Here is a 26,005-nt window from a genome sequence, read left to right as displayed (position 1 = left end):
CACACCCACCATCAGACCCCACCAGCTGATGTCCCCCTCACCCACCCGCCCCTACGCTGAACAACGAGACCAAGGACACGAACACATAACGAGAACTCTCACACGCCCGGGACGATCCCAGGCAGGAGACCACCACCCACACGAACGGACACCCGTGAGGCTCTCCACCCGCCACCACCTACGGCGCACCACCCACCACACCACCCCCACACCCCTGCTCACCCTCCACGACGTGTCCCTCACCACCCCCACCGGAACCACCCTCCTCCACCACCTCGACCTCACCATCAACCCCGGCCAACACATCGCCCTCATCGGCCTCACCACCACCGCCACCCACGCCCTCACCCACCTCCTCAACCACCACACCACCCCCAACACCGGCCACATCACCACCCACACACCCATCCACACCACCCACCCCAACCCCACCCTCGCCCAAACCATCACCGGCCACACCCACCCCAACCCCCACGACCCCCACCTCACCCACGCCCTCACCACCAACCACCTCGACCCCCGCCACCTCAACACCCCCACCGCCGACCTCGACCCCACCCTCACCACCCACATCCACCACGCCCGCACCCTCTACGCCCACCACACCCACGCCCGCCTCCTCCTCATCAACCAACCCACCACCCCCACACCCCGACCCGCACCCACCACCGCCCACCTCACCCTCACCAACCACCCCTCCCTCGCCCGCACCGCCGACCGCATCCACCTCCTCCACCACGGACACACCACCGAAACCGGCACCCACCACCAACTCCTCATGCGCGGCGGCGCCTACGCACGCCTGTACGCACTCCAGAGCACCCCCACCTAAACTGACCCCGTGCCACCCATCACCAAGGAACTCACCGTCGGCCAGGTCGCCGAACGCGCCGGAGTCGCCGTCTCCGCCCTGCACTTCTACGAACGCCAGGGCCTCATCCACAGCCGCCGCACCACCGGCAACCAACGCCGCTACCGCCGCGACACCCTCCGCCGCGTCTCCTTCATCCGCATCTCCCAACGCGTGGGCATCCCCCTGGCACGCATCCGCGAAGCCCTCGACCAACTCCCCGAGAACCGCACCCCCACCCGCTCCGACTGGGCCGCGGTCTCCGCACAGTGGCGCGAGGAACTCGACGCCCGCATCACCCAGCTCATCCGCCTACGCGACGACCTCACCGGATGCATCGGCTGCGGCTGCCTCTCCCTGGACACCTGCGTCCTCTCCAACCCCGACGACGAACTCGCCGCCACCGGCCCAGGCCCCCGCCGCCTCATGGTCGACCCCTTCAAGGACGAGGACTAGCCCCCGGCCCAGGGCGAACCCCGCACACGACGAAGCGGCGGCACCCCCAGGGCACCGCCGCCACACCCACCACCGCCGCTACAGACCAGCGGCCGCGTCACGCCCGCGCCGGGCCAGCTCGTCCGCGCGTTCGTTGCCCTCGTCTCCGTTGTGCCCGCGCACCCACTTCCACTCCACGTCGTAGCGCGAGGCCACCTCGTCCAGGCGCTGCCACAGGTCCACGTTCTTCACCGGCTTCTTGTCGGCCGTCTTCCAGCCGCGCTTCTTCCACCCGTGCACCCACGAGGTGATGCCGTTGCTGACATAGGAGGAGTCGGTGTGCAACAGCACCGGCACGTCGCGCTTGAGACTCTCCAGCGCCTGGATGGCCGCCATGAGCTCCATGCGGTTGTTGGTGGTCTGCGCCTCGCTGCCGAACAGCTCGCGTTCGTGCGTCCCGTAGCGCAACCACACCCCCCAGCCGCCCGGGCCGGGGTTGCCGCTGCACGCCCCGTCGGTGTAGATGACCACGCGTTCCGTCGACCCCTGGTCGACCTCGTCCCCGTTCTGCATGCCGGGAAATCTACCGCCCTCACCGATCACGGAAAGGCCACAGCCCCCATGACAAGAGCCACTTTCAAGGCCAATCGGTACCAATGGAACCGCTAAACCCACCATTGCGGACGATCATCCTGACCAGAGGCGCCCCCGGCCCCGCACACCACCAACCACCCGCTCACCGAGAGCACAACAACCCGCGGGACCCGACCCCACGACGCACCCCACCGAACACCCCCCGGACAGCGTCCGAACCCGAGCGCCCCACCACCCCCGCCAGTGCGCCCCCGACCGCGCCGTGGACATGGGCCATCATGGGCGCATGAGCGATCCCCTGACGCACGCCCTGGCCCTGCACACCGCGAAGGAGGGACGCCCGCCCACCGTTCTCGTGGACATGGACGAGGTCCTGTGCCACTGGGAGAAACACTTCGTCGCCTCCCGCCGACGCCGCTTCCCGCACATCCCCATCGCCGACGCCGGGAACCGGGACAGCTTCGACCTGTTCACCGGCCTCTCCGAGGAGGAGCGCAGGGCCAACACCACCGTGCTCGACGAGCCCGGCTTCTTCGCCGCCCTGGAGCCGGTGCCCGGCGGTGTGGAAGCGGTCGGGGAGATGGTCCGCGCGGGCATCGACGTCGCGGTGTGCACCAGCCCCTGGCTCAGCAACCCGACCTGCGCCTCGGACAAGCTGCTCTGGGTCGAGGAACACCTGGGCCCAGAGCTGGCGAACAACACCGTCATCACGCGCGACAAGTCACGGGTCCTGGGCGACGTGCTGATCGACGACAAACCCGAGGTCACCGGCGCCGTCCAGCCGCAGTGGTCGCTGCTGCGGTTCACGCGCCACTACAACCGCCTCCTGGAGGGCCCGCGCATCGACGACTGGTCGCAGTGGCGGGAGGGGCTCGCACGGGTGCTCCTGGAACGGGGTGGTCCCCCTCGGCACCCCGCGAGCGGACAGCTCACCGGTCACGGGTGAGCGCCCCCCCGGGAGGGCCCGCCCCGTCCGCGGCCCGGACGTTCGCGGCCATGCCGCATGAGTACCTCTCCCAAGACCAGATCGCCCACTACGGCCCCGAGGAGCCGTCGGCCACCGATCTGGAACAGTGCTTCCGCCCGAGGCGGGACCGGCACAAGTCACGGCTGTGCGTTCCCTGGAGCGGATCGCGCGGGCTTCGCACTCGGAGCACCCGTGCTACTCCTCGCACCCGCGCTTCCAGTGCGAGGGGTAGCACGCCTATCACCGCATCCCAGGACCTCGACCCGGGTGTGGGTGCTCGCACAACGGTTCATGACGCTCTCCTTCGGGCGAGCTTCTGGAGTTGCCCCGCGTGGATGTCGCGCACCCATTCCCAGCCAGGCTTGGGCGAGTTGACCCGCGGGTCGTCGGGAACACCGCCGTCACGCAGGGCGCACACGTACACGCGGTCCTGTTCGATCCGTGCGTGTACCTGATCAGCCCCGCAGACGGACCCGTGACCGGGGATGACGACATCGACGCCGTCCGCCACATCCTCGAGCCGTCGCAGCCCGACAAGGTAGTCCTCGACCGGCTCATTGGTGCCGTTGAAATCGTCGAGCATCGGGACGAAGACGTCAGACAGCATGTCGCCGGCCACGAGCACCCCGCGATCCTCGATCAACAGCGCCGCATGGCCCGGGGCATGCGCCGGATGCTCAACAATTCGGATCTCAGGGCCATCCCAAGGGATCCGCACCGCCCCGGCAGGCAGACCAGTGATGAGGCCGTACAGGTCCAGCGGTGTCTCCTCGGCGATTTCCGGCGGTAGCCCCTCCTCGGCGCGAGCCCTCCAGTCCGTGTGTGACCGCACATCTCGCATGTCAGCCGCGCAGCGGGCTGTGCCGTAACGCGGAACGTCGCCAAGGTCGGCGTGCCAGAGCACGTGATCCCAATCAGGATGCGTCGAGAAGCCTGCCACGACGGGCTCGCCCATCTCGGACAGGTCGTTCGCGAGGCAGGTCAGTTCGCCGCCGGTAAGCCCGGGATCGATGAGCAGCACACCCGCCTGGCCTCGCACGACAACGGCGTTGTTCTGGAGCAACTCACTTCTGTGGATCAGCACACCCTCCGCGACCTGCGTCAGCATGGCGGCCTTCCCTCCTTCGTGGTTGATCGAGCCGTTCGTGGACAGCTCGGCGAGGTCAGTGGCCGTGTCGCCGCCAGCCCATCCGCCGGAGCTCGGCCTGCTTCGGAGATTATCGACAGCCACAGACAGGAATCCGGTGGCACGTCGGCCGGAGGGTGCGGCACCTTCAGGAGGCGCCAGCACCCACCGTCACATCCGGGTGGCGCCCGAGGCCCTCACCGGGCCTTGGCGCGCGTCCCGTACCGGGCCAGCGCCTCCAGCCTGATCCGGGGAACGTCGTCCACACGACAGTGGGGGCGCACCGGACAGATCCGGTACGCCCCCACACACGGCTCAGGGAGTCACTCCGCCAGTTCGCGCTCCAGTTCCCGGGCGCGCTCCTCCCGGCGGGCGAACACGTTGTCGGCCATCTCGTTCATCTTCTTCAGCACCCGCTTGCGCTCACGCAGCGAGAGCCGGTCGACGTAGAGCTTGCCGTAGGTGTGGTCGGTCTCGTGCTGGAGGCACCGCGCGAAGTAGCCGCTCCCGCTCAGCACGACCTCGTTGCCGTCCCGGTCCAGCCCGCGCACCGTGGCGTGCTCGGCCCGGCCCAGGTCCGCGTGCGGCCCGGGCACCGACAGGCAGCCCTCGCTCTCCACCACCACGGGGTCGTCCAGGTCGCGCTCGTCCAGGACCGGGTTGATCACGTGTCCCACGTGGCGCACCCCGTCGTCGTCGGGGCAGTCGTAGACGAACAGGCGCAGGTCCACGCCGACCTGGTTGCCCGCCAGTCCCACTCCCTCGGCGGCGTACATCGTCACGAACATGTCGTCGACGAGCTGGGCCAGCTCGGCGCCGCCCAGCATGGCGGCAGGCACGTCGGCGTTGACCCGGTGCAGGACCTCCTCGCCGGTGACCGTGACCCTCAGGACACGGCCCCGGGCGGCCTCGGGAGCCAGTTCGGGGAAGTCCGAAACCTCCCGGCCCTGGACAACGGTTACGGGCACGGGCATGGACTGCTCCGACATGGTCCTTCTCTCAAGGCGGGCTCAAGGGGATACGGCGGTCACGACACCGCCAACCACGAAAAATAGCACGAACCGTCAGGTCACGCCGTGGTCGAGCTCCGTCAGCGGAACCACGCGTTGCCCTGGATGAAGCACCGCGCCAGGTAGTCACGCAACGACACGACCACCAGCCGCCTGCGGTCGCTCTCATGGTCCCACACCACGATCCCCGGACCGTAGTCCGTGTGCACGTAGGCGAACTGCGGACCCATGTCGGAGTCGCCGAAGAAGATCATCTCGTCGAAGGGCGCGTACAGCTCCAGGTAGTCGGGCTCCTGGCGCATCGCCAGGTTGTCCTCCACCAGTCGGCGGGCACTCCACACCACCGCGTCCCCGTACTCGTTGGTCACCCCGTCGGTCTCCCTCAGCAGGGAGGCCAGTTCGAACGGCAGGGGCAGCATCAGGTGCTTCTCGACCTCGGCCAGGGTCACCTCGTCGGCCGGATCGCTCAGATCGGCCTCGGGATACATCTCCAGGATCAGTTCACGCCACACACCCACGATCATCACAGGTCGTGGCAAGACACGGGAAATCGTGGGCGGCGAGTTGCGCCGAAAATCCACCGAATCCCCACCCACATCCGCCACAAAACACCTCTCAGCCCCCAAACCGCCCACTCAGGGACCAGCGGGTCACCTCCTCGCGGCGCCCGAACCGAACATCCAGCCGTGCGGCCTATGTCCCAAATGCCGATAAACGCCATGATTGTTACTCCGCGTGCGCACACCACCACCTAACGCACATAATGAAAGCCATGAAACACACCACACCACGGCTCCTCGCCACCCTCGCCCTCACCGCCGCCGCCCTCCACACCCCCACACCCGCACTCGCCGCCGAACACCCCGGCCAGGCCCCCACCTACCCCGGCCACACCACCAGCCAATACGTCCCCCTCACCAACGCCACCACCCACCACGCCCACCAGTCCGGCTGCACCGAAGCCAAAACCAACACCCCCGGCGTCCGCGTCCTCTTCTTCGGCACCCAGGAGAAGAACAACCAACTCCGCGAACCCGGCACCAGCGCGGCCACCACCACACCCCGCACACCCACCGACAAAGCCCTCGAATACGCCCACCACTGGGCCCGCGGCTACGCCGAGTGCAACACCACCAACACCCCCACCCACCTCGCCCTGGGCATCAACAACAAGGACGACGGCGGCATCAACGGCACCACCGCCGGACGCCAGTGGGCCACCCTCGTCGACACCGCCCGCAAGACCACCACACCCCACGTCACCCTCACCGCCGCCATCGACGCCGAACCCTCCTGGTCCACCCCCGCCTGGGCCCGCGACTGGATCAAGGCCTACACCGACGCCACCACAACCCCCCTCTACGCCGCCAACTCCGCCGACGGCTGCCCCTCCACCACCGACGGAGCATGCAGCAACGGATGGACCCTCAAGGACGTCCACCTCGCCGCCGGAGGCAACCAACCCACCGTCGCCGTCATCCCCCAGATCTACCGAACCGACGGCATCCAAGCCCGCCAATGGGCCAACATCAGCCACTGGGGCCACACCAACACCGGCGACCCCCTCCGCTTCGCCGCCGCCATGTCCCAGAACACCGCATGCGAACAACGCACCTGCAACAACACCGACAACACCCCCCAACAGGCCTGGACCCAACTCAAGGACTCCCTCGACACCCGCGCCCACACCCGCGTCGCCACCCTCGGCCCCGCCACCGACATGCGCTGGCCCTGACCACCCCACACACCACCACGGCCCGGGTTCACACGAACCCGGGCCGCACCCATACCAACAGGGGAGCCACCACCCCCGAAACCACCCACACCCACACCCCAGAATAGAAACGGAAGGCGACCACCACCCACCACCGGAGACACCACCATGGCCACCACCAGCCCCAGAACCGGGCCCCTCACCAACCTGGCCTACACCCTCCTCCTCGTCTCCCAGAACACCGCCGCCTTCCTCCTCACCCCCCTCGTCCTCGCCTCCTCCCTCCTCACCCTCATCTGGATCGGCCTCCCCTTCACCATCCTCACCGCCACCACCCTCCGCACCATCGCCAACGCACAACGCACCACCCTCACCCACATCAACCCCCACCAACCCGTCCCCGCCACCTACCGACCCATGCCCCCCACCGGAGTCCACGCCCGCGTCCGCGTCATCCTCACCGACACCGCGACCTGGCGCGACATCCTCTGGCTCGCCTCAGCCCCCCTCCTCACCCTCCTCGCCCTCCTCAGCTACACCCTCTACGCCCACGCCCTCTACCAAACCCTCTACGCCCTCATCCTCTGGCGCCACCTCCCCAACATCTACGGCTTCATCACCCCCCACACCCCCACCGAAGCCCTCCTCGTCCTCATCCCCGCCGCACTCACCCTCCTCCTCGCCCACTTCCTCCACCCCCTCACCACCACCGCCCACCACACACTCGCCCGCATCATCCTCGCCCCCTCCGAAAAAGCCCGACTCGCCGCACGCGTCGCCCACCTCGCCACCAGCCGCGCCGACACCATCGACACCCAGGCCGCCGAGATCCGCCGCATCGAACGCGACCTCCACGACGGAGCCCAAGCCCGCCTCGTCGCCCTCGGCATGAACCTCGCCATGGCCGAACAGATCGTCGACACCAACCCCCACACCGCCAAACACATGCTCGCCGAAGCCCGAGAAACCACCCGCCAAGCCCTCACCGAACTCCGCGACCTCGTCCGCGGCATCCACCCACCCGTCCTCGTCGAACGCGGACTCGACGGAGCCGTCCACGCCCTCGCCCTCACCCACCACCTCCCCATCACCGTCACCACCAACCTCCGAGGCCGCCCCGCCGACCCCGTCGAATCCGCCACCTACTTCGCCATCGCCGAACTCCTCACCAACACCGCCAAACACGCCCACGCCACCCACGCCTGGGTCCACATCAACCACGGCCGCCAACGACTCGTCACCACCATCACCGACAACGGACGAGGAGGCGCCCAACCCACCCCCGAGAGCGGCCTCACCGGCATCGCCCGCCGCCTCGACTCCTTCGATGGCACGATGAACATCACCAGCCCCCACGGCGGCCCCACCATCGTCACCCTGGAGATCCCATGCGCGTTGTCATCGCAGAAGACCTTGCCCTCCTCCGCGACGGCCTGATCCGACTCCTCGAAGCCCACACCTTCACCGTCGTCGCCGCCGTCGACAACGGCCCCGACCTCCACACCGCCCTCATCGACCACAAACCCGACGTCGCCGTCGTCGACGTCCGCCTACCCCCCACCTTCACTGACGAAGGCCTCCAAGCCGCCATCTCCGCCCGCACCCAGATCCCCGGCCTCCCCATCCTCGTCCTCTCCCAACACGTCGAACAGCTCTACGCCCGCGAACTCCTCTCCGACGACGCCGGCGGCGTCGGCTACCTCCTCAAGGACCGCGTCTTCGACATCAACCAGTTCATCGAAGCCGTCCGCCGCGTCGCCGACGGCGGCACCGCCATGGACCCCGCCGTCATCTCCCAACTCCTCGCCCGCCAGGACCAGAGCGGCCCCCTCGCCCAACTCACCCCCCGCGAACGCGAAGTCCTCGCCGAAATGGCCGAAGGCCGCTCCAACTCCGCCATCGCCGGACGCCTCTACATCACCGAAAAAGCCATCAGCAAACACATCAACAACATCTTCACCAAACTCGACCTCCCCCCCTCTTCCGACGACAGCCGACGCGTCCTCGCCGTTCTCGCCTACCTCAACGGCCAATGAAAAAAGGCCGCGGCCCCCACAGGGACCACGGCCACACACCCACCTCAACCACTACTCACGACGCACCCGATACAACCCGTCGATCTCCTCCGAGAACGCACGCAACACCGCCTCACGCCGCAACTCCCCCGAAGGACGCACCAACCCCGACTGCACCGTGAACTCCTCGGCCAACACATGGAACGACCGCACCGCCAAATGCCGCGGCACACTCCGATTGGCCTCATACACCAACCCCTGCACCTCCCGCAGCAGATCACGATCCCCCGCGATCTCCTCCGGCGCCATCGACAACGGCCGCCCGTTCACCAACCGCCAGTACTCCAACTGATCACGCACCAACGTCACCAGCGCACTCGCGAACGGCCGCCCCTCCACGATCACCAACACCTGACTGATCAACGGATGCGACCGCAACCGAGCCTCGAACCCAGCCACCACCTCGGCGTCCCGCGACCCCTCACCCACAGCCGCGAACTCACCCGTCCCCGCACCCACCGACTCCACCCGAGCCACCGGCTCCGCACCCCCCGAAGCCACCTCCAACTCACGCGTCGGCGCCTCCACCACCGGAAGCGAAGCCGTGGCCACCACCCCCGGAGCCACCACCTCCTCCGGACCAGCCACCACCTCGATCACGTTCGCCCGAGGCACGAACCGCCCCGGAACCTCCGCCATCGACGCCTGCGGACGCGAACGCCCCCGCACCCGGACGAAACCCTCACCGTCCTCCTCAGCCAACACACCCGTGGCCAACCACCCCTCCCGGAACGCCGCCCGCGAACCCTCACCGTCCGCCCAGTACCCCAGGAACACCGCACCACCGCGCACGAACAACTCACCCTCGCGCGACACCCACACCTCACGCCCCGGCACCGCCTGACCCACCGTGCCCGTGACCCGCTCACCCGGCGCGTTCGCCACGAACACCCCAGCCGTCTCCGGAACACCGAACACCTGCATCACCGGCACACCCACACCGTTGAAGTAGCTGTCCAACCGCTCCGAGAGCCCACCACCCCAGCACACCGCCAGGTGCACCCGGCCACCCAGCAGATCCCGGATCTTCGAGAACGACCAGTCGTACATCGACCGCGACAACCGCCGCCAGGCACCCTTCTTCGGAGACTGGTCGAACGACACCGCCGCGTCCATCGCCGCGTTGAACGTCCCCACCGAGTCCCAGTCGGTCGAGTGCGCCGACGCCCGCTCCGAACCGTGCACCCGCTCGAACAGATCCGGCCGGCACACCAGCACCGTCGGCCGGAACCGCTCCAGCTCACGCCGCAACCGCCCCGGAGGCACCAGCCCCACCCGGACCCGACCCACCACACACGCCACCAACGACGCCAACCCCGGCAGCTGCGACAACGGCAGATCCAGCACCGCGCTCGCCCGCCCCGGCGCCAGCTCCGACAACCGTGGCCACATCCGGTCAACCAGGTCCGCCGCCGCCGACAACAGCGCCCCGTGGGACAGCACCACACCCCGCGTCCGCAGCGAGACCGTGCTCATCGGGTACAACACCACGGCGGCGTCGTCGGCGACCACCTCGTCACGACGGAACCGCACCGCCGAGGCGTCCATGTACGTCCCCAGACCCGCCACCACCGGCAGGCCCTCCTCGTACCGCCACACCCGACCCAGGTCGGGCAGCTCACGCTGCAACCGCACCGCCGTCCGGTACTGGCGCTCACCCTGCACCACCATGGCCGCCGGACGCGTCTCACGCACCACGTGCGTCACACGCTCGGCGGACGCCGTCCTCGGCAGCGGCACCAACACCGCCCGGACCGACCACACGGCGAACGCGAAACGCGCCCAGTCCAGATGCGAGTCGACCACCAGCAGCACCCGGTCGCCCTCCGCGATACCGGCCGCCACCAGCCCCTTCGCCAGAGCCGTCACCTCGGTGGCGAACTCCCCGGCCGTCCGACGCTCCCAGTCCCGACCCTCCAGCACGGAGAACACGTGCGCGTGCGCGTCCGTGGTCGCCACCTCGTAGATCAGGTCACTCAACCCGGAGTGTTCTCGAGCCAACGAACCGGGGGTCTCGCCCATACCCACTCATCCTCTGTCACATCAGTAGGCGGGCCCAACGCATCCCCACCCGCCTCAGTCGGGGAATTGTGCCCTACTGTGCCCATTTCCCCACCGAACGGCAACCTCGACGTCCAGGTGCAAATCACCCGAGACCAGGGCTCATCGGACCTTCACTCGCGCGGCCCACACGTACGCCAACAACGACAGCACCGCCACGGTCGCCATCACCACGGCCATGCTCACCAACGAGGCCTCACCCGACGGAGTCATCCCCGCCATCGCCGCGATCGCACCGCCCAGGGCGAACTGCATCGAACCCATCAGCGCGGAGGCCGTCCCGGCCACCGCCACCGGCTGTCCGTCCAGAGCCGTCACCGTCGCGTTCGGCATGATGAAACCGACGCTGAACATCATCAGAGCCAACAGCCCCGACACCATCCACAGCTCGGCCGCACCGGTCAACGCCAGCACCAGCAGCACCAGCACCGCCCCCAGCGCCAGCAACAGCCCCATCAGCAACCGGCGAGCCGTGTCCACACGACCCACCAGCAGACCGTTGCCCTGGGTGCCCGCCATCGACGCCAACGCGTTCACCGCGAACAACCAGCCATAGGTCTGCGGAGAGATCCCGAACTCGTTCTGCGACACGAACGAGAACGCCGACACGTAGGTGAACAGCATCCCGAAGCTCAGACCCAGCGTCAGCACCGGGCTCACGAACCTCGGGTTACGCACCAGGGAACCCACCGTCGCGGCCAACTGACGCGGCCCCTGGGACCGCCGGGCCTCCGGCGGCAGGCTCTCCGGCAGCCACAGCAGCACCAGCACGAAGCTCAGCGCGGACATCCCCGCCAGCACCCAGAAGCTCAACTGCCACGGGCCCACCAGCAACAGCTGCGCACCCACCAGCGGAGCGAGCAGCGGGGCCAGCATCATCACCAACGCCAGACGCGAGAAGAACCGGACGGCGGCGTCACCCTGGAACATGTCACGGACGATGGCCCGAGCCACCACGGCACCGGCCGCCCCCGCCACTCCCTGGAGGAAGCGCAGCGCGATGAACACCGTCACGTTCGGCACGAAGACACACAGCACCGACGTCACCGTGAACAGCGCGACACCCACCAGCAGCGGAGCCCGTCGCCCCCAGGCGTCGCTCATCGGCCCGATGACCAACTGACCCACGGCCATGCCGATCATGATCGCCGTGAGGGTCAGCCCGATCTGCCCCTCCGTCGCACCCAGTTCCCGGGTGATCTGCGGAAAGGCCGGAAGGTACATGTCGGTCGCCAGCGGACCGGTGGCGGTGAGCACACCGAGGACCAGCACCAGAAGCGCGATCGACTTGCGCGACCGCGGCGGGGCGAGGGCGGTCCCCCGATCGGGGGCGGTGGAGGGGGACGATGGGGACTGCACAGGCACTCCAGTTCGCAGTCAGGCCGATCCGCGCACGGCAGAAGGCACCGCGACGGACCGGGAGTGGTGGGGAGCGTGTCCACAGGGATGGACCACTCCATACCAACACCGAAGGGGAGGATTTCTCTCCCCACCCAACCACCCCGAGGCCTGTGATGTCCCTTACGTCGGCGTTACGGTCATCTGCGACCACCACCGACCACGGGTCACCGCACCAACCGGTCCAGCAACCTCTCCACCTCGGCCTCCGGGTCCTCCGTCAGACCTCCGTGGATCGGCCCCGGCTGCACGATGGTGCTCCTGGGCGCGGTCAGCCACCGGAACCGCTGCCCCGGCCGCTCACGACCGGCCAGCCCGGCCTCGGCACCGCCCCTGCACATCACCTCCACCGCGGCGAGGGCCCGTCGCACACCGGCGACGTCCACCCCCGCGTCCACGGCCAGCAGCCGGGCCTCGTCCAGGTCCGACCGCGACGCCAGGAACGCCCGCTCCTGCGAGTACAGGATCACTCCCGCGTTCACGCACTCGCCGCGGTCCAGACGCGGGATCACCCGCAACAGCGCGTACTCGAACACCGCGCGTTCCCGCTCCACACCCACCTGTCCGGTGGTCACCGTGGTGTACCGCTCGCTCACGAGGACACCTCCGGCAGCCAGGAACGGTCCGCCACACGGGCCACCAGATGCCTCACGTACGCCTCTCGCACTTCCTCCGCCGAGGCGAACCCCGGCTCGTCCACCAGCCATTCGTCGGGCACCAGGCCCACCACGCCGCGCAGCAGGTCCTCGTCCAGGAGCGGGGCCAGGGCGGCGTCGGCCGCGGCGAGGTCGGGGGCTGCCCCCGACAGCACGTGGTCGGAGGCGTCGTAGGCCCGGCCGACGAACCGGTCGGCGTTGGCCCAGCTGTGGTGGAAGATCAGCGTCGCCCCGTGGTCGATCAGGTACGGCCGACCGTGCCACACCAGCATGTTCGGGTTGCGCCAGGAACGGTCCACGTTCCCGGTGAGGGCGTCGAACCACAGCACCCGTCCGGCGAACCCCGGATCGACCTCGAAGGTCAGCGGGTCGAAGCCCAGGGAACCGGGGAGGAAGTCCATCCCCAGGTTCAGTCCGCCGCTCGCCTTGAGGAGCTCCTGGACCTCCGGGTCGGGTTCACCGCGGGCGATGACCGCGTCGAACTCCACCTCGGCCAGTTCCGGGACCGGCAGTCCCAGGGCCCGGCCGAGTTCACCGGTGATGACCTCGGCCACCAGGGTCTTGCGTCCCTGGCCGGCACCGAGGAACTTGACCACGTACATTCCCAGGTCGTCGGCCTCGACCAACCCCGGGAGCGAACCTCCTTCGCGCAGCGGCAGCACGTACCGCGTCGCGATCACCTTTTTCAGCACGCTGGCCAGCATAGGCACCGAACCCGGCGACCGCGTTCGCCGCGGGCCAGCCGCCGGTCGGTCGAAGCGCTCAACCGGACACAGGCGCGACCTCCGCGCGGACCCACCGAACACCCGACCGTCTCTTCCGGAGGTCCTCTAAACAGGGCTGAACACGTTCTAGATACCGGCCCCGGGCCCCGGACAGGTCCCACCTCCCAGGAACGAGGAGTTGGGAGGCGGGCGGCGTAGCCGCGCGAATGTCATTTTTGCAGGGCGGTTCGACAGAACAGCCGCGCCACCTTTACGACGTAGATTTATATTGCGAACACGGATGATCGACGACCTCTCCACGAGATCCTCGCTGGCCCAGCCCCGGAAACACGGAGCGGGTGGTGGGGCGTCCACCCCACCACCCGCTCCCCTCCGCGACCGGGGCGGGCCCGCGACCGCGCTCCCCCGGGGACACGTCAGAGGTTGTCCTCGGGGTCCTCCCCCCAGTCACCCTCGCCCTCGTCCCCCGGCGCGGGGAGGGTCGGCACCGGACTGGCCGGGTCCCCCTCCCCCTCCTCCGGGCTCGGCTCCGCTCCCGGCTCCTCCGCCGGTTCCGACTGCTCCGCCTCGGGCTGGCTCGGGGCCGGCATCTCCGGTGGCGGGAACTGCATCATCCACAGGTACAGGGCGAACACCAGCAGGAGGAGCAACAGCAGCAGCGCGCCCAGGCCACCGATCAGCCACCAGTTGGACTCCCCCCGCGCCACCGGGCTGTCCCGGCGCCCCGCCCAGGGAGCCCAGCGCACCGCGGACCCGCCCCGCTCCCCCGCCCAGTGCGGCATCACCACCGGGCCGCGCAGGACCAGGGGGCCGCCGCGCCCCGCCTCCTCCAGGAACCGGCCCGCCCCGGCGCCGCCCTCGACGTAGGGGACCGCCACCCACAGGGCCGACCTCCCGCTCGTGCGGGCCGCCGCCACGCCCTCGCCGTCGCGCACCGCGCGGGCGAACCGTTCCCGGGTGGGTTCGTCGATCCCCGCCGCGTCGTTGAGCATCGCCACGCTCATCCGCTCACCGGAGGCGTCGCGCCCCAGGTAGACCACGCCCAGACGTGACTCCTGGAGCCGCCCCAGCAGCCGGTACCCGCCCAGCTGGCGCGGGTCGACGTCGTTCAGGCCCCTCGTGGGCGCCGTCATGTCACTTCCCCTCTCCGGCACGTCGCGGTACGTCACACTTCGCCCCGCTGTCCGCCCCGGTCCCAGTGTCGCGTTGTCTACCGGCTCGAGAGCACCTAAACAGGTAGTGTCGCCACAGGTGATCCACAACCTACTCCTTACCGGCGTCCACGCACGGGGACGCCGAGTCCGGGAAGGACGGGACATGGCAGAAACCTCACCCGGGAACGGCCCGGCCTCCGCGTCGGGGCCGGAGAGCACTCCGGGCGAGCCGACCCGCTTGCTGCGCGCGGCACTGCACGAGGTGTCCACGGTGATCGTGGGCCAGGAGCGGATGGTGGAGCGCTCCCTCATCGCGCTGGTCGCCCAGGGACACTGCCTCATCGAGGGGGTCCCCGGTATCGCCAAGACACTGGCCGTCTCCACGCTGGCCAAGGTCACCGGCGGCTCGTTCTCCCGCGTCCAGTTCACCCCGGACCTGGTGCCCTCGGACATCGTCGGCACGCGGATCTACCACCCCTCGACCGAGCGGTTCGACGTCGAGCTGGGGCCGGTCTTCGCCAACTTCGTCCTCGCCGACGAGATCAACCGCGCTCCGGCCAAGGTGCAGTCGGCGCTGCTGGAGGTCATGGCCGAACGGCAGGTGTCCATCGGCGGCACCACCCATCCGCTGCCCGCCCCGTTCATCGTCATCGCCACGCAGAACCCGGTGGAGTCGGAGGGGGTCTACCCGCTGCCCGAGGCGCAGCGCGACCGCTTCCTGATGAAGGTCAACGTCCACCACCCCAAGGCGCACGAGGAGATGGAGATCCTGCGCCGGATGAGCTCGGCGCCGCCCACCGCCCACCAGGTGCTGGACCCGGTCACCCTGGGCGAGCTCCAGGCCGACGCCGAACGCGTCCACGTGCACCAGTTGATCGCCGACTACGTCGTGCGCCTGGTTATGGCCACCCGCGAGCCGGAGAACCACGGGATGCCCGACCTGCGCCAGGCGTTGGAGGTGGGTGCGAGCCCGCGCGCCACTCTGGGGCTGGTCGCCGCCGCCCGGGCGCTGGCGCTGCTCAGGGGGCGTGACTACGTGCTGCCGGACGACGTGCGGGTGCTGGCGCACGACGTCATCGCGCACCGTCTCGTTTTGACCTTCGACGCCCTGGCCGACGGGGTCACCCCCGACCAGGTGGTCGACCGCATCCTGTCCACCGTTCCCGCGCCGCGCGTGATCTGGGACGAGCCGCCCTCGGGTGAGACCGCCTCCTTCGCCACGCAGAGGTAGGAAGGAACCAGAGGTGATCGTGTGAACACTCCCGCCATCGGTTCCGACCCCCGGCTCAGGGCGGCGCTGCGCCGTCTGGACCTGCGCATCGTGCACCGGCTGGACGGCCTCCTGCACGGGGAGCACCTCGGCCTGCGGTTGGGGCCGGGGTCCGAGGCGGCCGAGGCCCGGCTCTACCAGCCGGGTGAGGACGACGTGCGGCACATGGACTGGGCGGTGACCGCGCGGACGGACACCCCGCACGTGCGTGACGTGGTCGCGGACCGCGAGCTGGAGAGCTGGACGCTGCTGGACCTGTCCCCGAGCATGGACTTCGGCACGGGGCTGCGTTCCAAGCGCGACGTGGCGGTGGGCGCCCTGGTGGCGACCAACCTGCTCACGCAGCGGGTGGGCGACCGGTTCGGGGCGCACTTCCTGCACCAGGGGCGGGTGCGGCGCTGGCCCGCGAGGTCGGGCAAGGAGGCGTTGCTGTCGCTGTTGGCGACGGTGGCCGCCGCTCCGCAGGGGGACGTGCGCACGCCGGACGAGAGCCGGGCCACCCTGGCCGACGCCGTGACCGACCTGGTGCGGACCCGGCGCAGGCGGGGTCTGCGCGTGGTGATCTCCGACTTCCTGGACACCCCGGCCTTCGGCGGGGAGGTGCCCTGGGAGCGGTCGCTGCGCCAGCTGGGCTCGCGGCACCAGGTGCTGGTGGTCGAGGTGGTGGACCCCCGGGAGCTGGACGTGCCCGAGGTGGGTGACGTGGCCCTGCGTGATCCGACCACCGGACGGGTACGTGACGTGCGTCTGACCCGCGCCGTCCGTGAGCGCTACCGTCGGGCGGCCATGGCGCAGAGGGAGGCCGTGCGCGGGGCGCTGCGCCGGTGCGGGGTGCACCACCTCGTGTTGCGCACGGACCGGGACTGGGTACTGGACACCGCGCGGTTCGTGATCCACCAGCGCCGGACCGCCCACCACATGGCCCGGCACACGCCGGGGGTGCCCCGGTGATCGGCTCCGGCGGAGGCCGGTCCGGGAGCGGTGACGTGGGCGCGGGAGGTTCCCGTGTCCGTACGGGCTGGGGGGACGTGGGGCGGTCATGACCTTTCTGGAGCCGCAGCGGCTGTGGTGGCTGCTGGTCGTCGTGCTGCTCGTGGGCGCGTACGTGTTCACCCAGCGTCAGCGCCGTGAGTACACGGTGCGCTTCACCAACCTGGAACTGCTGAACCAGGTGGCGCCGCACCGGCCGGACGTGCGCAGGCACGTGCCCGCCGCACTGTTCACGCTGGCGCTGGGGGTGCTGATCGCCGCGATGGCGGTGCCCGCGATGCCGGTGGAGGCTCCTCGGGAGCGGGCGACGATCATGGTGGCGGTGGACGTGTCACTGTCGATGGCCGCCAACGACATCGAGCCGGACCGGTTGCACGCGGCCAAGGAGTCGGCCCGGGGGTTCGTGGAGACGCTGCCGGACCGCTTCAACGTGGGGTTGGTGTCGTTCTCCTCGACGGCGACGGTGGTGACGGCTCCCACGCAGGACCACGAGTCGGTGACGACGTCGATCGACAGCCTGCGGCTGGGCCCGGGCACGGCCATCGGTGAGGGGGTGTTCGCCTCTCTGGAGGCGATCCGGACCTTCGACGAGGACGCCGAGGAGGATCCGCCGCCGGCCGCGATCGTCCTGCTCTCCGACGGTGAGAACACGAGTGGGCGGGACATCCTCCAGGCGTCGGGTGAGGCGGCCGAGGGTGAGGTTCCGGTGTCGACGATCGCCTTCGGCAGCGGGGCGGCGATGATCGAGATCGACGGGTACCAGGTGCCCGCCGACATCGACAAGGAGGCGCTCCAGGGGCTGGCCGAGGACACCGGGGGGCACTTCTACGAGGCCGAGAGCGAGACGGAGCTGGACGAGGTGTACGAGGACATCGGCTCGTCGCTCGGTACGGAGATGGTCCATGAGGAGATCGTCACTCGGTTCGTGATGGTGGCGATCGTCCTGGCGTTGGCGACGGCATTCACCTCGCTGCTGTGGTTCCAACGCCTTCCCTGATCAGTGGCCCCTCAATCTCGACCGCCAGTGTTGTTGGTCACATCCCTTTAGGTGGGGTTTATACCTTTTCCTGTTCAGCTACGGGTTAGCGTTGGCATGTTTTGTCCTGACCACCCACTTCGAGGAACGATGCCGAACACACCCGCTCTCCCGGCCGCGATCTGTTTCGACCTGGATGACACACTCATCGACGACGTCGCCGCCTCGTCCGCGGGTCTGCGCACGGTCATGGAACGACTCGGCCACCCGGACTTCGGTTCGGCCCGCGCGCTGTGGGACATCCAGACCGAGATCTCCTTCGGCGCCTACCTGCGCGGCGAGCTCAGCCTCGACGAGCAGCGCCGCGAGCGCGTCCGCGCCCTGGCGCTCCAGGCCGGCCACTCCGACCTCGCGGACCAGCACTGCGACGAGCTGTACCGCATGTACCTGGACGGCCACCGCAGCGGCTGGCAGGTCTTCCCCGACACCTACGCGGTGCTGAACGCCCTGGGCTCCGCCGGATACCGTCTGGCCGTGGTGACCAACGGCGTCGAGGCACTCCAGCACGCCAAGCTCCAGGCCCTGGAACTCACCCCCTACTTCCACGCCGTGGTCTGCGCCGACACCGTGGGCGCGGGCAAGCCCGATCCCCGGATCTTCCACACGGCCGCCCAGCGCCTGGGCGTGGATCCCGGTGCCTGCTGGCACGTCGGCGACCAGATCCAGGCCGACGCCGTGGGCGCCGTCGCCTCGGGTATGCGCCCGGTCGTCGTGGACCGCCAGGCCCGCCAGCCCGTGGAGGGCGTCACCACGCTCCACGACCTGGACGGCCTCCTGCACATGGTGGGCCTGCCCAGCGGCATGGCCGCGACGGGGCTGCTGTGACCTCGATCGACGACTGGATGGCCCGCCGGGTCACCGTCCACCTCATCACCTCCGGACCCACCGGGCCGATCCTGGTCGGAGCGCGTGTGCTCTTCGGCCAGGACCCCGAGGACGTGGCGCGCGGCCTGGGCGGCCTGCCCGAGCAGGCGCCGCTGGTGGCGCTGGACGTGCTCACCGAGACCGCGAGCCTGCCGCGCGGACGCGCGCTGCACGTGGACCGGATCGTGTTCGCCGAGCCCGACCTCGTCTCGGCCTGGCCCTCGGTCGTGCCCACAGAGGGGCTGACTCCCCCGGCACCCGCGCTGGCCCCCGAGGAGGACCCCGCCCCGGAGGGGGCGCTCCCCCGGATGCGCCGCTTCGCCTCCTACGGGATCGTCACCGACCCGGCCGGACGCGTTCTGCTGAGCCTGATCGCCGACGGCTTCCCCGCATCCGGGACCTGGCACCTGCCGGGCGGCGGCGTGGACACCGGTGAGGACGTGCGCGCCGCGCTGCGGCGCGAGGTGCTGGAGGAGACCGGCCAGGCCGGAGTGGTGGGTGAGCTGATCACCGTGGCCAGCCACCGCCGATCCCGGAGCGCTGGCACCGACATCTACGCGGTCTGGGTGTTCTCCCACGTGCACGTGGCCGCGCCGACCGTTCCCCGGGTGGTCGAGGTCGAGGGGTCCACCGCCGACTGCGCCTGGTTCACCCCCGCTGAGCTGACCGAACTGCCGCTGTCCACCACCGCGCGGCGCGGCATGGAGTACCTGGTCCGGCACCGCCGACGCGGCTGACCGGAACCGAGCGAGCCGGGCCGGAGACGGCCCGGCGCCCGGTGGGACCGCCGGACGGCACCCGCCCGGCCCTTCCTCAGACCAGGACGTGGTGGCGCACCCACCACAGTCCCGCGCCGAGACCCAGGACCAGGACCCCGACGCCGACCACCGGCAGGGGCAGGCTGGTCGCCAGGACCACGCACCCCACCAGGCCGCCCACCGGGGCGATGAGCGGCGGGCGGTTCTCGTCCGGGCCCAGGCGCAGCGCCGAGGCGTTGGTGATGGCGTAGTAGACCAGCACGCCGAAGGCGGAGAAGGCGATCGCGCCCCGCAGGTCGGCCACCAGGATCAGGACGATCACCACGGCGGCGACGACGGCCTCCGCCCTGTGGGGCACCCCGTGGCGATCGCTCACGGCGGCCAGCGGGCGCGGCAGGTGACCGTCCGACGCCATCGCGGCGGTGGTGTGCGAGATCCCCATCAGCAGCGGCAGCAGGGCGCTCAGGCTGGCCACGGCCGCACCGGCCACGACGAACGGCACGAGCATCGGGAACCCGGCGACCTGGACCGCGTCGGCCATGGGCGCCTGGCTGGTGGTGAGCTTCTCCCGGCCCAGCACGATGAGCAGGCCGGTGCCGATCACCAGGTACACGACCAGGACCGTGCCCAGGGAGAGCGAGATCGCGCGGGGGATGGTGGTGCGGGGGTCGCGGACCTGGCCGCCCAGGGTGGCGATGCGCGCGTACCCGGCGAAGGCGAAGAAGATCATCCCGGCCGCACCCAGGACGCCGAAGGACCCGGGCCAGGGCCCGAGCCCGTCCACCTCCGCGACGGCGGCCAAGCGCCCGCTCATGAGCATCGCGACGAACACCGCCGCCAGGACGCCCAGCACGAGCAGGAGCAGGACCTTGATGACCAGGGTGGAGCGGCGCACGCCCCGCAGGTTCACCGCCGCCAGGACGACCACGGCGGCCACCGCGACCGGCTTCTGCCACGCGGGCAGCGTGTACGCGGCGAAGGTCATGGCCATGGCCGCGCAGGAGGCGACCTTGCCGACCACGAACGACCAGCCCGCCAGGTAGCCCCACAGGTCGCCCAGGCGTTCCCGGCCGTAGACGTAGGTGCCGCCGTTCTCGGGGTGCCGGGCGGCCAGGCGTGCGGAGGAGACCGCGTTGCAGTAGGCGACCAGCCCCGCGATGAGGATGGCGACGGGCAGCCAGGCACCGGCGCCCAGCGCGGCGGGGGCGAAGACCGTGAACACTCCGGCGCCGAGCATCGCGGCGGCGCCGATGGCGGCCGCGTCGACGGTTCCCAGCGTCCGGGCGGGTCTGGCCTGCGGTCCGGAAGAGGTGGCCAACGGGGTCTCCTTGAGTGGGTGTCTCCGGTCGTCGACCGGCGGACGCGCCCTGTCGGTGGAGGCCACGGCCCGGGGGCCGGGTCCTTCGGAAGCGGGACGAAGGTCGTGTCCGACTTCCGAGTGTGCCCGATACCGGTGACCGACGAGCGCGAACCCCCGTCGCGGGGGTGGCCGGTTCCGGTCCGGGGCGCGCCCTCGTCAGGGGAGGCGCGGGCGCGGGTCGGGGCCCTCGACCGTGGTCGGGGACCCCTGGGGTGTCCGGGTTTCCTCGTGGTCGCGGGCGGCCCGGTCAGACGGGACGCCAGGGAGTTCCCGTGTTGTCGTTGATGTCGGCGGCCGCGACCTGCCGCAGCTGACGTGAGAGGTCTGACAGTGCGCGGGAGACGGCGAGCTCCTCCCCGATCTCCGGCACGTCCAGGTCGGTCGGGTGCTTGCGGGCCATCCCGTGGCCGCGCAGGGCCGTGCCGTCGTCAGCGACCAGGCCGACCTCCGCCCAGGTGCGCGCGGCCGCGCCCTCGTTCTCCTCGGCGACGACCACGTCGACGTTCCAGCGCTTCATCGTCTGCATGGCATCCGCTCCCTCTCTCCCGTCCGCGCCGGGCGGGTGTTCGATGTGGGCGTCGGGTCCCGGGTGGACCAGGGCCTCGTGCCCCGGGTCGTCGCCGCTCCAGTGCACCTGGTAGGGCGGTGTCCCCTCCGAACCCCGGACCCGTGTGACCACCCCCGTGCGACGGTGGGTGTCGGCGTTCGGGCTCTCGATGACCAGTCGGTCTCCTACCTCTGCTCGCATGGGTTCCCCCACAAACCTCGCTTGTCTCCATCATCGGTGCTGTTTCGGCTCTCTGCCGAGGCTTGGTCCTTTTGTTCCCGGTGGTATGTGAGGTTTTTGCCGTCCCGTCACGCGCTCCGTGCCTGGTAGCGTCACGGCGTGGCCCAGCACTACTTCGACTCCGATCCCGGCACCGCCAGTCGGCCCTCCACCGCCGACCTGGTCCTGCCCGATCTCCACCTGCGCCTGCGCACCGACCGTGGCGTGTTCTCACCCGACCGGGTCGATCTCGGTACCCGGGTGCTGTTGGAGAGCGTGCCGCCGCCGCCCGCCGAGGGCCGTCTGCTCGACCTGGGCTGCGGGTACGGGCCCATCTCGCTGACGATGGCCTCGCGCGCCCCGGGGGCGCGGGTGCTCGGGGTGGACGTCAACTCCCGGGCCGTGGGTCTGGCCCGGCGCAACGCCGACGACCACGGGCTCGGCAACGCCTGGTTCGGTGTGGTCGCCCCCGAGGGCGGTCTGGCCGTGGAGCAGGGTGAGGGCCGTTCCCCCGCCGCCGAGGACCTGCTCGGCCCCTTCGACGCGATCTGGTCGAACCCGCCGATCCGCGTGGGCAAGGACGTGCTGCACGCGATGCTGCGCACCTGGCTGAACCGGCTCACCCCCGAGGGCGTCGCCCACCTGGTGGTCCAGCGCCACCTGGGTTCGGACTCCCTCCAGAAGTGGCTGGACGCCCAGGGGCTGCCCGCCGAGCGCGTGGCCTCCCGGGCCGGTTTCCGTGTCCTGGCCGTGCGCCGCGCCGCCTAGCACACCACGCCCCGGGCCGCGACCCCGCGCCGACGGCACGGACCGCCCCCGGAACACGCCCGAACTGCACTTCCCTTTCCGAACTTACCGACATGTGTCAGGGGTCACGCGTGCGCGCGCGACCCCTGACCGGTAACCTGTACCGACCACGCCGGACCGCCCGGCCCACACCGCGAGGAACACACCGCAGTTGAGCACGCAGTTGCGTCCCACGGACGTCAAACGCCTGAACCGCCAGTGGCGCAGGCGGACCGAGGGGCGTCTCGCCCTTCTCGTCGAATCGGTCACCCAGCCCTACAACCTGGGTTCGATCCTGCGCACCTGCGCGACCTTCGGCGTGGACCAGCTCTGGCTCACCGGTAACAGCGCGGACCCCGACGACCCCAAGGTCGGCAAGACCGCCCTGGGTACCGGCGCGAAGGTCCCGCACACCCGCCTGTCCGGCACGGCCGAGGCGCTGGCCGCCGCCCGCGCCGACGGTTACAAGGTCGTCGCCGTGGAGCTGGCCAAGGGCGCCGTGCCGCTGCACGCCGCGCCGTTGGAGCCCGACGTCTGCCTGGCCGTGGGTGCCGAGGACCACGGCTGCTCCCCCGCCCTGCTGACGGGCGCGGACGCCGTCACCTACATCCCGCAGATCGGCCGGGTCGGATCGCTGAACGTGGCCGTGGCCACGTCGATCGCCCTGGCGGAGGCACGACGCCGCGAGTGGGCCACCTTCGACGACGAGGCGAACGCGCCCGTCGGAAGCTGAGCCCGGGAATCTTTCTTCCCCGCTGGACGTCCCTCCTGTGAACCACAGACCACTCCAATCACACCCGACGCGCACAGGCGCAGAGAGAGGAACAGTGGACCCGTCCCGAAGTACCAGCAGCATCCCCAAGGGATGCTGTGACCCAGACTCCGACGAGCCCCCTTCTTCGAAGGGCGCGCACCTTCGTAGGACCCCTGCCCACGGGCGGACCCAGGCGGTGTGTGCCCGATGATCAGCACCGTCCTCAGCATCGCCTTCGGTGCCCTGGTGGTCTTCCTGATCACCGTGGCGACGGGTTACTTCGTCGCCCAGGAGTTCGGTTACATGGCCGTGGACCGCTCGCGACTCAAGTCGCGGGCCGGGGCCGGTGACGCCGGCGCGAAACGCGCCCTGGCCATCACCAACCGGACGTCCTTCATGCTCTCCGGTGCCCAGCTGGGCATCACCGTCACCACCCTTCTGGTCGGCTACGTCGCCGAACCGATGATCGGACAGGGTGTCGGGGAGCTCCTCAGCGGCGCGGGCGTGCCGGTAGGCACCGGCCTCGCGATCGGCCTCTTCCTGGCCCTGCTGTTCTCCACGGTCGTCCAGATGGTGTTCGGCGAGCTCTTCGCCAAGAACCTGGCCATCGCCCGACCCGAACCGGTGGCCCGCTGGCTGGCCCTGTCCACGGGGATCTACCTGAAGGTCTTCGGACCGGTGATCTGGCTGTTCGACCAGGCGGCGATCTGGTTGCTCAAGCTGGTGAAGATCACCCCGGTGGAGGACGTCCAGCACGCGGCGACCCCGCGTGACCTGGAACGCATCATCGCCGAGTCGCGTGAGACCGGCGACCTTCCCGCCGAGGTGTCCACCCTGTTGGACCGCACCCTCGACTTCCACGACCGCACCGCCGGGCACGCGATGATCCCGCGTCCCGAGGTGACCACCGTGGAGGAGGGCGACCCGGTCAGCCGGGTCGTGGAGCTGATGGCGTCCGACCACTCCCGTTTCCCGGTCCTGGGTGAGGGCGTGGACGACATCGTGGGCGTGATCTGTCTGCGCGACGTGCTCGCGCTGGGCGACCGCGACCTGTCCGGTGTCCGGGTCAGCGAGGTGGCGCGGGCGACCGTCATGGTCCCCGCCTCGCTTCCGCTGCCGGGTGTGCTGGACCAGCTGCGCGAGGCGGGCGAGGAGTTCGCCTGCGTGGTGGACGAGTACGGCGGTCTGGCCGGGGTCATCACCACCGAGGACCTGGCCGAGGAGCTGGTCGGTGAGATCGCCGACGAGCACACCCCCGAGGAGGAGGCCCCGGCCCACCTCGACGGGGAGAACGGCTACATCGTTCCGGGCGCGCTGCACATCGACGAGGTCGAGCGGCTGATCGGGCACGACCTGCCCGAGGGTGACTACGAGACCATAGGCGGTCTGGTCATCCACGAACTCCACCGGTTGCCGCAGGTCGGTGACCGCGTGGAGCTGTCACTGCCCCGACCCGCCAGCGCCCATGACGGCGACCCCGACATGGCGCTGACGCTGACCGTGAACGCGGTCCAGCGGCACGTTCCCAACACGGTGGAGCTGAGACTGCGTGAGGTCGTCGAGGACGGCGCTCGGGAGGTGCGGGCATGAGTGACATGAACGTGTGGTGGGCCATGGCGCTGACCGTGGTGTTCATCGCGCTGAGCGGCTTCTTCGTGGCGATCGAGTTCGCCCTGGTGGCGGCGCGCCGCTACCGGCTGGAGGAGGCCGCGCACACCAGTGCCTCGGCACGCGCGGCGCTCAAGAGCGCCCGCGACCTGTCGTTGCTGCTGGCCGGTTCGCAGTTGGGGATCACCCTGGCCACCCTGGCCCTGGGCGCGATCTCCAAGCCCGCGTTCCACCACATGCTGGAGCCGTTGTTCGACGGTCTGCCGGACTCGGTGGGGTACGTGCTCTCGTTCACGTTCTCGCTGATCATCGTGACGTTCCTGCACCTGGTGATCGGTGAGATGGCTCCGAAGTCCTGGGCGATCTCCCACCCGGAGAAGTCGGCGACGATGCTGGCGATCCCGATGCGGGCGTTCATGTGGGTGACCCGCCCGCTGATCGTGATGCTCAACGGCATGGCCAACTGGGTGCTGCACCGTTTCGGTGTGCAGGCGGTGGACGAGCTGGTGAGCGGGCACAACCCGGAGGACGTGCGCGAGCTGGTGGAGCACTCCGCCAAGGCGGGTGCCCTGGACTCCGAGCGCCGGGACCAGCTGGCCACGGCCCTGGAGGTCAACTCCCAGCCGTTGGACGAGCACTTCACCCCGCGCGAGGAGATCGCCTGGGTGACGCCGGACGCCGGGGTGGAGGAGGTCAAGCGGGTCTCCCGCGAGTCCACGCACCTGAGGCTGGTGGTGATGGAGTCGGGTGAACCGGTCGGTGTGCTGCACGTGCGTGAGGCGCTGACCAGCCCGGCCGGGACCACCGCCGCCGACCTCATGCGCCCGGTGCTGACGTTGTCGGTGGGTACGCCGATGTACGCGGCGATGGGCATCATGCGGGACAGCCGCAGCCACCTCGCTCTCGTCGAGAACGAGGGTGAGCTGGTGGGTCTGGTGACCCTCCAGGACATCCTGGACCGGTTGCTGCTGCTGGACACGGCGGCCTAGCGACCGGAGCGACGGAGAACACGGCGGGGGGGGGGGGGGGGGGGGAGAGGGCACCCCTC

General features: G+C 70.1%; 26 protein-coding genes. 15 read left to right on the top strand and 11 right to left on the bottom strand.

The window, feature by feature from the left end; all coding sequences use genetic code 11:
* Positions 1-154 precede the first annotated feature (154 nt).
* Together ACRWK8_RS10320 and soxR are read left to right on the top strand one after the other, a co-directional pair.
* Positions 155-832 (top strand): ABC transporter ATP-binding protein, encoded by a 678-nt coding sequence (locus tag ACRWK8_RS10320; protein WP_431869834.1) that lies wholly within the window; start codon positions 155-157, stop codon positions 830-832.
* A 9-nt stretch (positions 833-841) separates the two neighbouring features.
* Positions 842-1,306: a redox-sensitive transcriptional activator SoxR gene (soxR, locus tag ACRWK8_RS10315; protein ID WP_378740215.1), complete on the top strand. Its 465-nt coding sequence runs from the start codon at positions 842-844 to the stop codon at positions 1,304-1,306.
* Between the two features lie 78 nt (positions 1,307-1,384).
* Here soxR and rnhA read toward each other — a convergent pair whose 3' ends face one another.
* On the bottom strand, positions 1,385-1,858 hold the full coding sequence (rnhA, locus tag ACRWK8_RS10310; RefSeq protein WP_378740213.1) for a ribonuclease HI: 474 nt from the start codon (positions 1,856-1,858) through the stop codon (positions 1,385-1,387).
* Positions 1,859-2,165: 307 nt separating this feature from the next.
* Between rnhA and ACRWK8_RS10305 the strand changes: the two genes are divergently transcribed.
* Complete coding sequence (locus ACRWK8_RS10305) at positions 2,166-2,825, top strand: 5' nucleotidase, NT5C type (RefSeq protein WP_431869831.1); 660 nt, start codon at positions 2,166-2,168, stop codon at positions 2,823-2,825.
* Positions 2,826-3,135: 310 nt separating this feature from the next.
* On the opposite strand, the gene ACRWK8_RS10300 is transcribed toward ACRWK8_RS10305, so the two are convergent.
* From ACRWK8_RS10300 to ACRWK8_RS10290, 3 genes are all read right to left on the bottom strand, one after another.
* Positions 3,136-3,954: an MBL fold metallo-hydrolase gene (locus tag ACRWK8_RS10300; RefSeq protein ID WP_431869829.1), complete on the bottom strand. Its 819-nt coding sequence runs from the start codon at positions 3,952-3,954 to the stop codon at positions 3,136-3,138.
* Positions 3,955-4,295: 341 nt separating this feature from the next.
* Positions 4,296-4,961, bottom strand: a complete 666-nt coding sequence (def, locus tag ACRWK8_RS10295) for a peptide deformylase (RefSeq protein WP_378740206.1) — start codon at positions 4,959-4,961, stop codon at positions 4,296-4,298.
* Between the two features lie 101 nt (positions 4,962-5,062).
* Entirely contained in the window at positions 5,063-5,506 is a 444-nt protein-coding gene (locus ACRWK8_RS10290; RefSeq protein ID WP_049579761.1) for an SMI1/KNR4 family protein, read from the bottom strand.
* A gap of 248 nt (positions 5,507-5,754) precedes the next feature.
* Between ACRWK8_RS10290 and ACRWK8_RS10285 the strand changes: the two genes are divergently transcribed.
* The 3 genes from ACRWK8_RS10285 (at position 5,755) to ACRWK8_RS10275 (ending at position 8,732) form a co-directional block, all read left to right on the top strand.
* Positions 5,755-6,717: a hypothetical protein gene (locus ACRWK8_RS10285; protein WP_352387852.1), complete on the top strand. Its 963-nt coding sequence runs from the start codon at positions 5,755-5,757 to the stop codon at positions 6,715-6,717.
* 147 nt (positions 6,718-6,864) lie between these two features.
* The gene (locus ACRWK8_RS10280; protein ID WP_378740202.1) at positions 6,865-8,133 is read left to right on the top strand and encodes a sensor histidine kinase; all 1,269 of its coding nucleotides are present in this window, start codon (positions 6,865-6,867) and stop codon (positions 8,131-8,133) included.
* The gene (locus ACRWK8_RS10275; protein WP_378740199.1) at positions 8,085-8,732 is read left to right on the top strand and encodes a LuxR C-terminal-related transcriptional regulator; all 648 of its coding nucleotides are present in this window, start codon (positions 8,085-8,087) and stop codon (positions 8,730-8,732) included. The genes ACRWK8_RS10280 and ACRWK8_RS10275 overlap by 49 nt, the downstream gene beginning before the upstream one ends.
* A gap of 51 nt (positions 8,733-8,783) precedes the next feature.
* Here ACRWK8_RS10275 and ACRWK8_RS10270 read toward each other — a convergent pair whose 3' ends face one another.
* The 5 genes from ACRWK8_RS10270 to ACRWK8_RS10250 form a co-directional block, all read right to left on the bottom strand.
* A complete protein-coding gene (locus tag ACRWK8_RS10270) occupies positions 8,784-10,793 on the bottom strand; it encodes an AMP-binding protein (protein WP_431869826.1) in 2,010 nt (669 codons plus the stop codon).
* 141 nt (positions 10,794-10,934) lie between these two features.
* Positions 10,935-12,191: a multidrug effflux MFS transporter gene (locus ACRWK8_RS10265; RefSeq protein WP_431869824.1), complete on the bottom strand. Its 1,257-nt coding sequence runs from the start codon at positions 12,189-12,191 to the stop codon at positions 10,935-10,937.
* 206 nt (positions 12,192-12,397) lie between these two features.
* The gene (locus tag ACRWK8_RS10260) at positions 12,398-12,826 is read right to left on the bottom strand and encodes a DUF3037 domain-containing protein (RefSeq protein ID WP_352387824.1); all 429 of its coding nucleotides are present in this window, start codon (positions 12,824-12,826) and stop codon (positions 12,398-12,400) included.
* A complete protein-coding gene (locus ACRWK8_RS10255; protein ID WP_431869822.1) occupies positions 12,823-13,590 on the bottom strand; it encodes a HipA family kinase in 768 nt (255 codons plus the stop codon). The genes ACRWK8_RS10260 and ACRWK8_RS10255 overlap by 4 nt, the downstream gene beginning before the upstream one ends.
* Before the next feature lie 437 nt (positions 13,591-14,027).
* Positions 14,028-14,744 (bottom strand): protein kinase family protein, encoded by a 717-nt coding sequence (locus tag ACRWK8_RS10250; protein ID WP_431869820.1) that lies wholly within the window; start codon positions 14,742-14,744, stop codon positions 14,028-14,030.
* 184 nt (positions 14,745-14,928) lie between these two features.
* Between ACRWK8_RS10250 and ACRWK8_RS10245 the strand changes: the two genes are divergently transcribed.
* The 5 genes from ACRWK8_RS10245 (at position 14,929) to ACRWK8_RS10225 (ending at position 19,662) form a co-directional block, all read left to right on the top strand.
* Positions 14,929-15,996: an AAA family ATPase gene (locus tag ACRWK8_RS10245; RefSeq protein ID WP_378740183.1), complete on the top strand. Its 1,068-nt coding sequence runs from the start codon at positions 14,929-14,931 to the stop codon at positions 15,994-15,996.
* Between the two features lie 21 nt (positions 15,997-16,017).
* Entirely contained in the window at positions 16,018-16,986 is a 969-nt protein-coding gene (locus ACRWK8_RS10240; RefSeq protein ID WP_431869818.1) for a DUF58 domain-containing protein, read from the top strand.
* Positions 16,987-17,074: 88 nt separating this feature from the next.
* Positions 17,075-18,022, top strand: a complete 948-nt coding sequence (locus ACRWK8_RS10235) for a VWA domain-containing protein (RefSeq protein ID WP_378740179.1) — start codon at positions 17,075-17,077, stop codon at positions 18,020-18,022.
* Positions 18,023-18,151: 129 nt separating this feature from the next.
* A complete protein-coding gene (locus tag ACRWK8_RS10230; RefSeq protein ID WP_431869816.1) occupies positions 18,152-18,886 on the top strand; it encodes an HAD family hydrolase in 735 nt (244 codons plus the stop codon).
* Positions 18,883-19,662: an NUDIX hydrolase gene (locus ACRWK8_RS10225; RefSeq protein ID WP_431869814.1), complete on the top strand. Its 780-nt coding sequence runs from the start codon at positions 18,883-18,885 to the stop codon at positions 19,660-19,662. Before ACRWK8_RS10230 ends, ACRWK8_RS10225 begins: the two co-directional genes overlap by 4 nt.
* Positions 19,663-19,738: 76 nt before the next feature.
* Here ACRWK8_RS10225 and ACRWK8_RS10220 read toward each other — a convergent pair whose 3' ends face one another.
* A complete protein-coding gene (locus ACRWK8_RS10220; protein ID WP_378740170.1) occupies positions 19,739-21,001 on the bottom strand; it encodes an APC family permease in 1,263 nt (420 codons plus the stop codon).
* A gap of 289 nt (positions 21,002-21,290) precedes the next feature.
* Positions 21,291-21,791, bottom strand: a complete 501-nt coding sequence (locus ACRWK8_RS10215) for a dsRBD fold-containing protein (RefSeq protein ID WP_378740168.1) — start codon at positions 21,789-21,791, stop codon at positions 21,291-21,293.
* A 138-nt stretch (positions 21,792-21,929) separates the two neighbouring features.
* Between ACRWK8_RS10215 and ACRWK8_RS10210 the strand changes: the two genes are divergently transcribed.
* The 4 genes from ACRWK8_RS10210 (at position 21,930) to ACRWK8_RS10195 (ending at position 25,946) form a co-directional block, all read left to right on the top strand.
* Positions 21,930-22,577 (top strand): class I SAM-dependent methyltransferase, encoded by a 648-nt coding sequence (locus ACRWK8_RS10210; protein WP_431869811.1) that lies wholly within the window; start codon positions 21,930-21,932, stop codon positions 22,575-22,577.
* A 190-nt stretch (positions 22,578-22,767) separates the two neighbouring features.
* Positions 22,768-23,328 carry a TrmH family RNA methyltransferase gene (locus ACRWK8_RS10205; protein ID WP_378740163.1) on the top strand — a complete coding sequence of 187 codons (561 nt, stop codon included), beginning with the start codon at positions 22,768-22,770 and terminating at the stop codon, positions 23,326-23,328.
* A gap of 228 nt (positions 23,329-23,556) precedes the next feature.
* A complete protein-coding gene (locus ACRWK8_RS10200) occupies positions 23,557-24,939 on the top strand; it encodes a hemolysin family protein (RefSeq protein ID WP_431869809.1) in 1,383 nt (460 codons plus the stop codon).
* Positions 24,936-25,946 carry a hemolysin family protein gene (locus ACRWK8_RS10195; RefSeq protein WP_378740157.1) on the top strand — a complete coding sequence of 337 codons (1,011 nt, stop codon included), beginning with the start codon at positions 24,936-24,938 and terminating at the stop codon, positions 25,944-25,946. Before ACRWK8_RS10200 ends, ACRWK8_RS10195 begins: the two co-directional genes overlap by 4 nt.
* The last annotated feature ends 59 nt before the right edge of the window (positions 25,947-26,005 follow it).

Origin of the sequence: Nocardiopsis eucommiae (assembly GCF_965344335.1) — a bacterium.
GTDB classification, from domain to species: domain Bacteria; phylum Actinomycetota; class Actinomycetes; order Streptosporangiales; family Streptosporangiaceae; genus Nocardiopsis; species Nocardiopsis eucommiae.
The sequence above is the reverse complement of the archived record's forward strand: the minus strand, read 5'-3'. Positions and strand labels throughout refer to the sequence as shown.